At 60.0% G+C, this 13,079-nt stretch carries 11 protein-coding genes; 8 read left to right on the forward strand and 3 right to left on the reverse strand.

The genetic code is table 11. The features are described from left to right. Positions 1 to 171 precede the first annotated feature (171 nt). Both leuB and EYB53_RS07825 read left to right on the forward strand, forming a co-directional pair. Entirely contained in the window at positions 172 to 1,263 is a 1,092-nt protein-coding gene (leuB, locus tag EYB53_RS07820; protein ID WP_135477647.1) for a 3-isopropylmalate dehydrogenase, read from the forward strand. Positions 1,264 to 1,403: 140 nt separating this feature from the next. Beyond that, a complete protein-coding gene (locus tag EYB53_RS07825) occupies positions 1,404 to 2,594 on the forward strand; it encodes a peptidylprolyl isomerase (RefSeq protein ID WP_254150957.1) in 1,191 nt (396 codons plus the stop codon). Positions 2,595 to 2,661: 67 nt separating this feature from the next. On the opposite strand, the gene EYB53_RS07830 is transcribed toward EYB53_RS07825, so the two are convergent. Together EYB53_RS07830 and EYB53_RS07835 are read right to left on the reverse strand one after the other, a co-directional pair. Beyond that, the gene (locus EYB53_RS07830) at positions 2,662 to 3,831 is read right to left on the reverse strand and encodes an MFS transporter (RefSeq protein ID WP_135477648.1); all 1,170 of its coding nucleotides are present in this window, start codon (positions 3,829 to 3,831) and stop codon (positions 2,662 to 2,664) included. Beyond that, complete coding sequence (locus tag EYB53_RS07835; protein ID WP_135477649.1) at positions 3,828 to 4,790, reverse strand: sodium-dependent bicarbonate transport family permease; 963 nt, start codon at positions 4,788 to 4,790, stop codon at positions 3,828 to 3,830. The genes EYB53_RS07830 and EYB53_RS07835 overlap by 4 nt, the downstream gene beginning before the upstream one ends. Positions 4,791 to 4,935: 145 nt before the next feature. Between EYB53_RS07835 and EYB53_RS07840 the strand changes: the two genes are divergently transcribed. From EYB53_RS07840 to EYB53_RS07865, 6 genes are all read left to right on the forward strand, one after another. Continuing rightward, positions 4,936 to 5,259 carry an ATP-dependent Clp protease adaptor ClpS gene (locus tag EYB53_RS07840; RefSeq protein ID WP_135477650.1) on the forward strand — a complete coding sequence of 108 codons (324 nt, stop codon included), beginning with the start codon at positions 4,936 to 4,938 and terminating at the stop codon, positions 5,257 to 5,259. A 57-nt stretch (positions 5,260 to 5,316) separates the two neighbouring features. After that, positions 5,317 to 6,828 carry a serine hydrolase gene (locus EYB53_RS07845; RefSeq protein ID WP_135477651.1) on the forward strand — a complete coding sequence of 504 codons (1,512 nt, stop codon included), beginning with the start codon at positions 5,317 to 5,319 and terminating at the stop codon, positions 6,826 to 6,828. Beyond that, the gene (locus EYB53_RS07850; protein WP_135477652.1) at positions 6,825 to 8,798 is read left to right on the forward strand and encodes a hypothetical protein; all 1,974 of its coding nucleotides are present in this window, start codon (positions 6,825 to 6,827) and stop codon (positions 8,796 to 8,798) included. Before EYB53_RS07845 ends, EYB53_RS07850 begins: the two co-directional genes overlap by 4 nt. A gap of 8 nt (positions 8,799 to 8,806) precedes the next feature. Next, positions 8,807 to 10,807, forward strand: a complete 2,001-nt coding sequence (locus tag EYB53_RS07855; protein WP_135477653.1) for a hypothetical protein — start codon at positions 8,807 to 8,809, stop codon at positions 10,805 to 10,807. A 77-nt stretch (positions 10,808 to 10,884) separates the two neighbouring features. After that, a complete protein-coding gene (locus EYB53_RS07860; protein ID WP_135477654.1) occupies positions 10,885 to 11,316 on the forward strand; it encodes a hypothetical protein in 432 nt (143 codons plus the stop codon). A 36-nt stretch (positions 11,317 to 11,352) separates the two neighbouring features. Continuing rightward, complete coding sequence (locus tag EYB53_RS07865; RefSeq protein ID WP_135477655.1) at positions 11,353 to 11,967, forward strand: RNA polymerase sigma factor; 615 nt, start codon at positions 11,353 to 11,355, stop codon at positions 11,965 to 11,967. On the opposite strand, the gene EYB53_RS07870 is transcribed toward EYB53_RS07865, so the two are convergent. After that, complete coding sequence (locus tag EYB53_RS07870) at positions 11,968 to 12,816, reverse strand: iron-sulfur cluster-binding protein (protein ID WP_135477656.1); 849 nt, start codon at positions 12,814 to 12,816, stop codon at positions 11,968 to 11,970. Between the last annotated feature and the right edge of the window lie 263 nt (positions 12,817 to 13,079).

Raw genomic sequence — 13,079 nt, forward strand, 5'->3', positions numbered from 1 at the left:
TTCGCCTTGCTCTGCGCATCGGGTATGTAGATTGTTTCCCCGGCCCTCTGGGAAGATCCGCGCTGCACAGGAAACCTTGCTCTTAGGATACAATCTACCTGTAACGGTGGTATTACCAGGATGAGGGTGTGGGAAACGCAGGTTTCTCACAAATCAGAGCGAGAGGTTTCTGTGAAGGCAACAATTGCGGTTCTGGCGGGGGATGGGATTGGGCCTGAGGTCGTGGCCGAGGGGGTGAAGGTGCTGCAGGCAGTTGGTCAGGGCTTTGGGCATACGTTTGCGTTGCACGAGGCGCTGATTGGCGGCATTGCCATTGATGAGACTGGCGTTGCCCTGCCACCTGCGACGGTCGAGACGTGTGTTGCGGCTGATGCAGTGTTGCTCGGGGCGGTGGGAGGCCCAAAGTGGGACGATCCGACCGCGAAGGTGCGCCCTGAACAGGGCCTGCTGGGCATTCGCAAAGCGCTGGGTCTCTTTGCAAATCTGCGTCCAGTGACTGTGCATCCGTTGCTGATGGATGCGTCGCCGTTGCGTCGCGAACGCCTGGAGGGGGTTGATCTGCTGGTGGTGCGCGAGTTGACCGGCGGGATCTATTTTGGTGAGAAACGCCGTGAGCGCGATGCCGCTGGCGAGTGGGCAAGCGATCTCTGTATCTATAGCGAAGCCGAGATTGTGCGTGTGGTGCGGGTTGCGGCTGAACTGGCGCGCAAGCGTCGCGGCCACCTGACGCTGGTGGATAAAGCCAATGTCCTCGAAACGAGCCGGCTTTGGCGGAGTGTGACGACCCAATTGATGCAGACGGAGTTTGCCGATCTTCAGTTTGATTGGATGCTGGTGGATGCCTGTGCCATGCACCTGATGCGCCGTCCGTCAGATTTTGATGTGATTGTCACCGAGAATATGTTTGGTGATATCCTGACCGACGAGGCGAGCATGCTGGCCGGCTCGATGGGGATGCTGCCGTCGGCCTCACTTGGCGAGGGCAATAAGGGTCTCTATGAACCGATCCATGGTTCGGCCCCAGATATTGCTGGTCAGGGCAAGGCGAATCCGCTGGCCATGATTTTGAGTGTTGCGCTCTTGTTGCGCCATTCACTCGGCCTGGAAGACGAAGCCCGTGCGGTTGAGGCAGCGGTGAGTGCGGTGCTTGAAGAGGGTCTGGTGACGGGTGATATTGCTCGTTCTGGGCAATTGCCTCAGTCTACGGCTGCTGTCGGTGACGCGGTGGCGGCGCGCCTCGTTGTGCAGGCCCAGGCCAGGTAAGTGGGGCCTGTGATCGCCTTCGTTTCTTCACTGGCACAGGAAACGCTCAGGGGGCCGTAGGCCCCCTGAGCGTTTCCAATCTTTCTCTCACCAACTTGTGGTATAGTCTCTGCGATAACAGGTTTATGAGGGAGTAGATCTTGACTGACGATCAATCAACAGAACCCGGCTTTGAGCCGGATGGGACGCCGGAGCATGATGCACCTGGGGCAGATCAGGGCACGTCACGGCGAGGGTTTGCGTATGATGGAAGTGCGCGTTCGACCTCGTATGAGGACGAGACAGATGCTGGGCCTGAGCCAGAAACAGGTGGCTCGTCACGTCCACCGGTGGCAATCATCCTGGTTGCGATTGTGGTGCTGATTGCAGTTGGTGTGGGGATTGCTTTTCTGATGTCGCCGGGCACACCCACCGAAACGGCGCAGGCGACACCGACGGTTGAAGAGGTTGCCCCTGAAGGTTCATTGCCTGAAGGTTCATTGCCCGAACAGATGCCTTTGCTGACCGCGATTGGCAGTGCTGATAGCACTGAAGTGATTGTTGAGGTAGGCGAAGGGGTGATCACGCGGGGCGATTTTGTCCGGCTCTACCAACCCGGTTCCGAGCCTGAGTTGCTGCTTGAGCAGTTGATCCAGATCGAACTGGTGGTGCAGCAGGCGAGTCAAGAGGGGGTTGTGATTGATGAGGCTGCGATTGATCAGCAGGTGGAAGACATCAAGCAATCGCAGGCTGGTGGGGACGACGCTCTCTTTCAGGAATTTCTCGTCGCGGTAGAGGTTGGTGACGAGGAGAATCTGCGTCGTCTGTTGGCGCGTGATTACATTGTTGAACAGATGATCCTCAAGCATACGGTGTCTGAGCAGGCGCGGGCACGCCATATTTTGCTTGCCAGCGATGGCGTGACTGATACCACCGGGCTCAAGGCCGAGGCTGAGGCCCTGATTGTGCAGTTGAACGAGGGTGCCGACTTTGTCGCGCTGGCCGCCGAGCGCTCGGATGATCCTGGCTCGAAAGATGCTGGTGGTGAATTAGGTTGGGCCCCGCGTGGCGTTTTTGTGCCCGAGTTTGAAGAGGCCATCTTTAGCATGCAGGCTGGCGAAATTCGCCTGGTCGAGAGTGACTTTGGCTGGCACATCATCCAGTTGCTCGACGCGGCCGAGGTTCGCCCGTTTGAAAGTGCTGATTTCCTTCAGTCGATGGGTGGGCAACAAGCCTTTGCCGAGAGCTTTATTCCTTGGATTGAGGAATTGCAAGCGAACGCCGAGGCGAATCAGTTGATCAGGATCATTGTCCCTGCGGATCAACTAGTGAGTTTGCCCGAGACGCAGTAAGTTTATGAGGAAACGGAAAAAAGCCAGCTAAGCTGGCTTTTTTCCGTTTCCTCATAATGCTCTGCACCTATTTCCGGCGGATAAGCCGGATCAGCGGCAGGCCAAGGCCGATGCTCATGAGGCCGCCGAGGGCAAAGACGGAGCCCCAGCCGAGGTTCAGGTCGAGCATCCAGCCGGCGACAATCGGGGCAAGGATTGTTGCGCCAAAGCCAATGAAGGCTTGCAGCGCCTGGGCTGAGCCGAGGCGTTCACGGGGGGCGAGTTCGGTGATCGCAGTCGAATAGATCGCCGAGTCAGCCGAGATGAGAAAGCCGTAGAGGCACCCGATGGCGACCAGGAACCCCCACGATGCGCCACCGAGAAAGCCAAAGCCGAGCGAGATGACCCCGCTGGCGAGCGCGATGCTGAGGGCGGCCTGGGGACGCCCGATGCGATCCGAGAACCAGCCGCCAAAGAAGACCCCGGGCATGCCGAGCCCGGCCATTAAGGCAGCCCACTGACTACCTTGGGCGGTTGCTTCGGTTGGTTCGAGCCCCTGGGCAACCAGGGCTGCCGCGAGAAACGCCGCCATCCAGCCACGTGAAATATAGAGTTCCCAGGCGTGCCCGGTATAGCCAAGGATGGTGCGGGTAACGGGTCCCTCGCGTAAGACGCGCGGATCAAGGCGCCCGCTTTGGCCTGTCGGGGCGGCTACCCCACGGGTGGCAACGAGGGCGAGGGGCAGGGCGATGAACGAAAGCAAGCCGAGTACCAGGGACGCCTGGCGCCAGGGCATCCAGCCGAGCAAAAAGCCACTCGCCCAGAGCGAGATAGCCCCCCCCAGGTAAAACGACGATACATACGACCCGACGAAGAGCCCTCGTCGTTCAGGGGGGGCACTGGCGGCCACGACACGGGTACCGGGCATATAGATCCCGGCGAGGCCCAACCCCGCGACGAACCGTATGGCCGACGCACTCCAGACATCGGTGGCGACAAAAGGGAAGAGCACAAAGGCAAGGCTCGTTGCCACCGTACAGCCCCCGATGACCACCCCGGACGGTAGGCGGTCGGTCAGGGGCAAGATGATCAGCACGCTCAGCACATACCCCGCCTGATAGGCGGCAAAGACCCAGCCAATCCCGGCGGCACTGGTTGCCCACTCATCACGGAGGAGGGGCAGCGCAGCGGCGGTAAAACTTGATGGCAAGAGCGCCAGGGCCAGCACTGGCCCCAGCAAGTGGGTACGGCGGTTCAATAAAACAACCCTGAAAGCCCATAGTAGAGCGGAATGCCGATGGCGAGATTAAAGGGGAACGTAATCGCGAGCGAAGCCGTCAGGTAGTAGCTCGGGTTGGCTTGGGGCAACGCGATACGAACGGCAGCGGGGGCCGCGATATACGACGCACTGGCTGCCAGGGTGCCAAGGACGACGGCCCCGCCAGCCGAGAGACCGACGATGCTGCCCAACCAGATGCCCAGGGTGCCATTGATGATGGGCATCAGGATGCCAAAGACGATCAAAAAAGCTCCCACCTTGCGGAGATCGCGGAAACGACGGGCTGCCACCATGCCCATTTCGAGCAAGAAGAGGGTCAGGACACCACGGAAGGGGTCAACAAAGAGGGGTGCCACCTGCTCAAGGCCGGGTTTGCCTGCGAGTACCCCGATCACCATGCCGCCGAGCAAGAGCAGAATGCTTTTGCCGGCCAGCAATTCACGAAAAACCTCGCCCCACTCGCCGCGCTGACCCAGGGCAACCCGGGCAATCAGGAGCGCCACGATGATAGCAGGCACCTCGAGGATGGCGACCAACGTGGGCATAAATCCCTCGTAGGGTACCTCAAGAACCTGGAGAAACGTCTGGACGGCGGCAAAGGTCACGGCTGAGACCGAGCCATAGTGAGCCGCGAGGGCGGCGGCATCGGCGATCTCGAACTTGCCGAGGCGACGTAAGACGACGTAGGCCACAATAGGGATCAGGACACCCAGGGCCAGGGTTGCGAGCGCTGGACCCCAGAATGTGTCAAGGGGGGTCTCGGATAACTCAGCCCCTCCCTTGAGGCCGATCGCCAGCAAAAGGTAGATCGACAGACCGGTATACAGCTCTTCAGGGAATTTCAGATCACTCCGTACCAGGGTTGCAATGACACCGAGCACAAAGGCAAGCACCATCGGCGAGAGCAAATTGAGGCGTACCAGATCGAGGATCTCCACATCAACTCCTTGTTGCGAACACCAGTGTTGTGGGGATAATAATACTCTGAGCCTCGCATCAGTGCAAGTAACGAGGCCGGTACAGGTATGCTATACTGCTAGCGGCAGGTGTAAGGAAGCGTATTGCTCAGGCGGAGGGCACAGCTTGACCACGCATGATCCGGAAGTAACCGTAACGCCAACCGTTACTTTTGTCGTTGCTGAACGTGACGATCTTGAGAAGCCCTATCGGGTCATTATCGAAAATGATGATGTCACACCAATGGATTTTGTTGTGGTGATACTGCGTATCTTTTTTGATCTGGAATTTGATCGATCAATGAGTGTCATGTTGACTGCGCACCACGAAGGCCGTGCGCTCGTGACGATTTTGCCCTTTGCCGAGGCGCAAGAGCGCATCTACAATGCACATCACACTGCTCGCGAAGAAGGTTATCCCCTCACATTTTATCTTGAGCCTGATGTGTAGGACATGGATAGGGCTTCCTCTGGTTCGCCACTTCACTATCTGTCTTAGGGAGGAACGATGTATCGGCCACGTTTTGCCGCCATCGGACTGTGTTTGTTGATGCTGCTGACGGGTTGTACATCGGCTGCCCCTTCGATGGCCGTCACATCCACAATGGCACCCACATCTGCTGTTGCTGTGGCAACCCCAGTCCCCACTGCTACCCCGTTACCGGTTTTTGCTGTTGGTTCGTCGCTCGGTGGGATTGAAGTCGGTGGGCTTGATCAAGCGGCTGCGCTGACCCTTTTGCGTGAGCAGTTGCCGGTGCCGTCACCACTCAGGCTACGGGCGGGTTCGGCCCGGTTGACGATTGAGCCTGATGATATCGGGTTAGTGCATTCAGCCGAGGCTTTGCTGGAAGAGGCCCTGGATGGGCTGGGTGATACGCGTCCGGTTACGCTCCCGCTGCGGGTCGTGTTTGACGACGAGGCGCTCGGTGAACGCCTGGAGGGGCTGTCTGGCGAGGTTGGACGTGCGCCGACGGTGCGCGTGCTGACCGAAACAGCGACGATCTCGCGAAGTTTTGCCTATACGCCAGGGCTGACGCTCGATCTTGATGCAGCGATGAGGCAGATTCGGGCCGCCCTGGAAGAGGCCGAGCCGGGTGTGATTGAGTTGGAACTGGTAGAAGATCCTGAGGTGCCGGTTATCTCACTTGAGCAAATGCGAGACGAGTTGGTCGCGATGGATGAAGCCTGGCCTGGCATTGTTGGGGTGCATCTGATCGATCTTGCCACGGGTGAAAGCATCGGCCTCAATGATCGCACCGTGTTTGCGGGGGCGAGTACGATCAAGACGGCGATCATGCTCTATGCGTATACCCAGCTTGACGAGTTTGATGAAGACACCGAGGCGGCACTTGAAGCAATGATTACCGAGAGTGATAATCTGGCTTCGAATGATGTGCTTGCGGTGGCCGCTGGTGCTCTTGGAACTGAATATGCGTTTCTTGGTGCCGATGCGATGAGTGTGATGCTCGAAGAGCAACTTGGTTTGCGGCATACCTACCTCTTTGTGCCTTTTGAGGCTAGTGATTATATTCGGGTCTACAAACCAAGCTTTCGCTGTGGCCCGGAAGGTCGGGTCGGCGAGGCACCTTTTACTGAGACGGGATCATGTCTGCGGGCTGAACCCGAGAGCATGGCCCGCTTGTATCAGTTGATCGATCAGTGTGCCCAGGGTGAGGGCGAGCTGCTTGAGTTGTTCGAGAAGCTTAGTCCGTCGCGGTGTACCGAGATGCTCGATCGGCTTGCGATGAATGAGGATGCCACACGGATGGTGGCCGGGGTGCCCGAGGGTGTGCGTGTTGAGCATAAGAGTGGGTGGATCGAGACGATGCAGAGTGATGTGGGCATTGTGCGTTCACCCGGGGGCGCTTATGTGCTGGCGATCTATCTTTATCGGCCCTTGCTGCCTGGTCAGTATTTCTGGGCCGATGAGGTGATGGCCCCACTCGTGGCGTCGTTTTCCCGTCTCGCCTATACTGCCTACAACCCTATCAGGCTTGACATAACTGAGGAGGAAGAATGAGCCTGCCGTTAACCCGGTTGATCATGTTCAAGCATGGCGTTGGTTATTTTGAGCGCCGTGGAGCTTATACAGGTGAGCAACTGGCGCTGAGTGTGCCACACGAGGCGATGGATGATCTGCTCAAGAGTCTGGTTGCGCTTGATCTCGGGGCCGGGCAGGTGCTTGGCGTGGCCTTTGAGACGCCGGAAGATCAGGCGGCCCGGCTGGCGCGGGGCAGTATCAAGCTTTCGGATCAATTCAGCCTGCTGGATCTGTTGCGTGATCTGCGCGGGCGCCAGGTGCGTTTGCGTGTGACGACTGGTGACAAGAAGGTCACCGAGACGAGTTATGAGGGTCTGGTAGTCGGCGTGGATTATGAGAGCGAGGAGCCATTGCAGCGGGCGCAGGTTTCGCTGTATGTCCCCGATACACGCCAGGTGATGACGCTGCCCCTCAAGCGTCTGGTGCATGTTGAGTTGCTTGATGATGCCGCTGCGTCTGATCTGAGCTATTTTTTGCGGGCGGCGCAGAGTGACGAACAGCGCCGGGTGGCGACGGTGCGGTTGAGCCCTGGTGACCACGATCTGCTGGTTGGCTATATTGCCCCGGCCCCCGCTTGGCGCGTCAGTTATCGGCTGCTTTATGAAGGGGCACCTGCCGATCGCCAGACCGGGGCTGGGGCCAGCGATGCGTTTGTGCTCTTGCAGGGCTGGGGGCTCTTTGATAACCAGCTCGAGGAAGACCTCGAAGGGGTGGAGTTGACCTTGATGGCGGGGATGCCGGTCTCCTTCCGCTACCGGCTTTATGAACCCCACACCCCCGAGCGCCCACTGGTGGAAGATGAAGAGCGTACCGTGGCGGCCCCGATCATGTTTGAGCCACCGATGGCGGCGATGGCGGTTGAGAGCATGGCTGATGATGGCATGGCTCTGGCGCGTGCGCCGATGCCGATGGCGGCGATGCGCAGCAACCCGAGGTTGCAGGCTGATCGGCTGGAACAGTCGGTACAAGCCGCTGCGACGGGCGACGAGCGTGGGGCGCTTTTTGCATATCACGTCGCGCATCCGGTGAGTGTGGGGCGGGGGCAGTCGGCGATGGTTCCGATTGTGAGTCAGCGCCTGCCCGTCCGTCGCGAGTTGCTCTACAATGGGGCCAAGCAGCCGCTCCATCCCGTGGCCTCGTTGCGTCTGACCAATGCAACCGGCCTGACGCTTGAGCGTGGCCCGGCGACCATTCTCGAAGATGGCGATTATGCAGGCGAGGCGGTGCTGCCCTTTACCCGTGTTGGTGGCGAGTTGATTGTTGCCTATGCCGTGGAACTCGGTATTACGGTTGAAGAACGGCGGCGGAGTAACCGTCGGTTGATTGGGATCAGCATCAAAGATGAGTATGCGATCTTTGAAGAGCATGATCTCGCGATGACCAGCTATCAGATCACGAATAATGGTGACAAAGAGGCCGACGTAACGCTTGACCATGGCTTGATGCAAGACTATGAGGTTGCCGGGCCGCGTCAACCCGATGAAACGAGTGCGGGCTATGGACGGTGGCGGGTGGCCTGTGCGCCGCACACCCTGACGAACTTTGAGGTGACGGAACGGCGCTTGGTGCGACGACAAGAGCGGGTACGCGGCCTTACCGGGGCACAGTTGCGGTCCTTTCTACGGGATCGCTTGCTCACCGCCGAGGTGGTGCAGGCACTCGGGGCGGTGCTGGCGCTTTATCAACAGGCTGAGCAGGCTCAGGCGCAGATCCGTCAACTCGAGCAAGAGCGTGAAAAGATCGGGCAACATCAGCGCCAGATCCAGGGCAACCTGCAACCGCTGGGGCGCGAGGGTGACGAAGGTGCGCTGCGACAGCGGTATGTGGCGACCCTGAACCAGCAGGAAGATCGGCTGGTTGCCATTGCAAGCGAGATCGAGCGGTTGCAGGCCGAGATCAAACGTCTGGAAGGGCAGGCCCTCGCGCAACTCAAACAGATGAATGCGTAGGGTGAAGCATGGCCTCTGCCGGCTGGTGGCGCACCTTGATCCTCGTTGGCCTCGTTGTCGTGGGCGGCAACCTGCTCGCCCTGCGGTTTGGGCCAGTGGGCTACGAACTGGCCCTGGGTGAGCGGAATGGAGGCGCGGCTGTCGGGCCTGGTTTTTACGAGGCTGAACAGAGCGACCTCGGGGTGACCTATCGCTGGACGGCTGATGAGGCGCTTTTGACGCTGCGCGGCCCGATGACGCGTGCGCCAGTGCGCCTCACGGTGCAACTCGGGGGGGTGCCGCCAGGGGTTGAGGTGCCGCGTGCGGCGTTGCTCAGCCTTGATGAGGTGCCCTGGACAACGCTCAGCGCAGTTGAAATACCGCGCCAGCATCACCTGCTTGTGCCTGCGGGCACCCTGGCACGAGGAACATTTCGCCTCGGTTTCAGCAGCACGACGACGGTGGTGCCGCCTGATCCGCGCCCGCTAGGGGTGCGCGTTGATCGCGTTCGTCTCGTCTGGCCCGCCCAGCAATGGTTGCTCCCGGCCCCTGTCGTGCTCGTGACCCAGACGAGCCTGCTTATGCTCTGGCTGGTGGTGGCACAGTGGCTCGGTTTCCACCGCACCTGGTTCACGCAGCGTGAGGCGACTGGTGTTGCGCAGGGGCGAGGGGCATCGTGGCAGCATATAGTCGGCCCTGTCATCGCCGGGTTGGTGGCAGTTGGTCTCTTTACCCATACAACGCTTGAACTATGGGTCGCCGCGCCGTGGCAACTGCGTCTCCTGGGGGGGAGCATCGTCGCCACGCTGATGGTATGGGCTGCCGGTCAACTGGTGCTCCGCCTTCAGCCTGGTCTTTCTGCCGATACGTTGCGCATCCTGTTGCTCATCACCTTCGCCGCGCTGATTGTCCGTCTGCTTGGGGTGCTCTATCCGCTTTTTGCTGGGCACGACTTTTACCTGCACAACCGCTGGATGACCTTGGTTCAACTGGGCAACCTGATCATCTACGATAGCCCCTCGGAGTTTGGTGGGCGCCTGGTGCGGGTTTCACCGACGATTTACACCCTGATGATGCCAACGACCTTGTTGGGGGGCAACCGGGTGGCTTTGCAATACGTGCCGGCCCTGCTCGAAGGCACTACCCCGCTTGTCGTGGGCCTGCTGGCGTTGCGCTTTGGCCAGAGCGAGCGGACGGCGGTGGTTGCGGCGGCCCTGATTGCCATGCTGCCCATTCAATTCACTGCGCTCTACTGGGGTTTTGTCAGCCAGATTGTGGGCCAGTGGCTTGCGCTGGTGCTGCTGCTCGTTCTGGCGGGAAGCTTACCCACAGGGCGAGTTGCGCGATGGTGGATCGGGTTGCTGGTGACGGTCATCTTTTTGATCCACCCCGGGGTCTTGCTTTTGCTGGGAACATGTCTTGGGCTTGTTATGGTGGCTGAGTTTGTTGTTTGGCAGCGTCACAGCGGCTTGCCCTGGCAGCAGAGGTGGCGGGACGAAGCGCTGGCGTGGTGGCGGGGATGGCTGGTGATCCTTGTTGGCGCGGGCCTGGTCGCCCTGGCGGTACAATACGTCGACACAGCGCGTCTGATGCTTGCTGGCGTGATGCAGGGCACACCGGAGGCGACAGGTGCTGCGCCACCTGATCCTGCGGGGATCTACCGACAAATCTGGGTTGGCCTCAACGCCTCATTTGCGCCATTTCCGCTGGTGCTGGTGGGGGTTGGTGCCGGTTTCTTGCTCTGGCGGACGCAGGCGCGAGCGCAGCGCATCGTCGGGGCGTGGTTGGGGAGTGCGATCATCTTTTTGCTGGTTGACCTGATCACGTGGCAGCAGGTACGGTATGGCTATTTTAGCGTTGCGCTGGTCTGTATTGGCATTGCAGCCTTGCTGACGCCACTGTCTCGTTCATGGCCGGGGCGCCTGGTCATCTGGGTGGGTCTCGTCTTTGTGAGCGGGGTCGGGCTCTGGCTCTGGTTTGCTGCAGTAGCATTGGGGGTGAAGCCTTCGGTGAATCCATTGACGCACTGAGGCCTGGGGGATTTTAACGCAGAGACGCAGCGGCGCAGAGGCGTAGCGAAGGCAGGGAGAGAGGAAGGAGAGCACCTATGAAAGAACGTTTCGATCTCCGTACACTGGCGATCTTGCTTGCTGCGGTGGGGCTCGGGTTGTTGTGGGCAGGGTACAATCTCAACGCGACTGAGGGCGTACGGAGTGATGCGACTGTGCGTGCCCTGGTTTGGACTGTTTTTGGGACGCCGTTTGCGTTGCTGGTGGGCTGGCTGATCGCCCGGCGATGGGAATGGCGCCTGGCAGTATTTTGCAGCTTTTGCCTCTACTTTTTTACTGTTTTTGTGGCTCAACGGATCGAGACGGTGATACTGAGCGAGGCTGAGGCACGGGCGAGTGGGCATCAACTCTATTTTGTGCTGGTGCTGGTTTTTCATGGACTGATAGGGATTGGCCTGGCGCTCTGGCGTGCGCTTGCGTCTGGCGAACAACCCGGTACGGCTGAGCCGCTTCATGGTAAAATGACATGAGAGCAGTCGCCCATATGCATTAAAGAGAGATGATCTATGGCTGGTCCTCAGATTTCGCTTCAAGTTTATGATGGTGAAGAGATGTTATTGCAGGGCTTGCGGCGGGGTGATCCCGATGCCTGCACCTGTTTGATGAAGCAGTTCTCGTCACTGGTCTATGCACGTGCGTTGCGAATGACGGGGGATCATGATGAGGCGGAAAATGTGTTGCAGACGACATTTATCAACGCGTGCGAGGCGATGCCGCGTTTTGATGGCACGAGTCGTCTGGGCACCTGGCTGTACCGCATTGCCACCAACGAGGCATTGATGCTGCTGCGCAAGCGCCGCCCCACCGTCGGGCTCGACGCAGTTACCGAGGGCCTCTCGGCAGACGAGCATCCACATCTTGCTGCCGATGATCCCTTTCACATGGCTGTGCATGGTGAATTGCGCACACGGATCGAACAGGCGATCGCCGAACTCCCCGAGTCATTGCGAAGCGTCGTGATGCTCCGCGACATCCTTGAACTGAGCACGGAAGAGGCGGCGCAGCAACTAGGCATTGCGCCGGGCACCGTCAAAGTGCGCCTGCACCGGGCGCGGGGGCGTTTGCGCGAGATTCTAACCGGTTATATGAAGCAAGACGCCGAAGACCTGTTTGCTCAGTAGTTAGCCTAAGAGACGTAGATCAAACACCGGCCCATCTTTGCAGCGGAGGCGTTGGCCGTCGTGGGTGGTGACGGGGCAGGCGTAGCATGTACCGAGGCCGCAGGGGATGGGGCCAGCGAGGGCGACCTGGGCAAATTCGCGCGGCCAGCGGAGGCGTCCCGTCCTGATCGTCTGGACGGCTTCAGTTATCAGGGGTTCGGTGAGGGCCAGGAAGATCTGGTCGGCCCAGGCGAGCGGGCTATGGCTGAGCGTGGGGATCGGCTCGGGTGGTTTGCGGGCGACTTTTCGTTTGCCTGAGGTTTTGGCTGGCGGGGCCTCGGTTCGCCCCGCGATCAGATGAAAGAGACTCGCGGTACCCGTGTTGCTCGTCTGATACTCTACCTCTGGAGGGAGCAGGAAGGGTGGCGGCAAAGCCTGATCAGACTCGGCGCTAGCAAGGAGCATGACGGCCAGGCCGCGTGCAACGGCATCCCTGGCGGCAAAGAGCAAGGCAGGGAACGCCGGGCCTGTGCCCGCCAGCAAAAGATTGTGCGTGTCTGCGTTGAGGCGAAAGCCCTGGCCGACTGGTCCATAGAGATCGAGCTTGGTACCGAGGGGTTGGCTTGCCAACCAGTGCAAGCCTCGTTCTGTTGGTTCAACCAGCAACTCGATCTGACCAGTTGCGCTGGTTGTGCCGGCGACAAAAAGTGCCCGGCGCAACAACGGATCATCGCTTGCGGGTGGTGCGCAGCGTACCATAACGACCTGACCTGGTCGAACGGCATTGGCAAGCTCGGGGGCGTGCAAAGACAAGAGCGTATGGTGATCAGGCTCGCGGCGTTCAACCAGGGGCGTCTCGTAATAGGGCATGCGTGCATCCTCACCTGTCAGATCGGTTTCCCCTTCGTATTGTAGCGTAAATCTATGCGCCTGGGGGGGCCGCAGCACGTGCCCCTACATGGGAACCGGCACCCGCCAGGGCACCCGCCAGGGCACCCCGCCAGGGCACCCGCCAGGGCACCCGCCAGGGCACCCGCCAGGGGTGCCCCTACATTGGGGCCGGCACCCCGCCAGGGCACCCGCCAGGGCACCCGCCAGGGCACCCGCCAGGGGTGCCCCTACATTGGGGCCGG

The organism is Candidatus Chloroploca mongolica (genome assembly GCF_004762035.2).
Classification (GTDB): domain Bacteria; phylum Chloroflexota; class Chloroflexia; order Chloroflexales; family Chloroflexaceae; genus Chloroploca; species Chloroploca mongolica.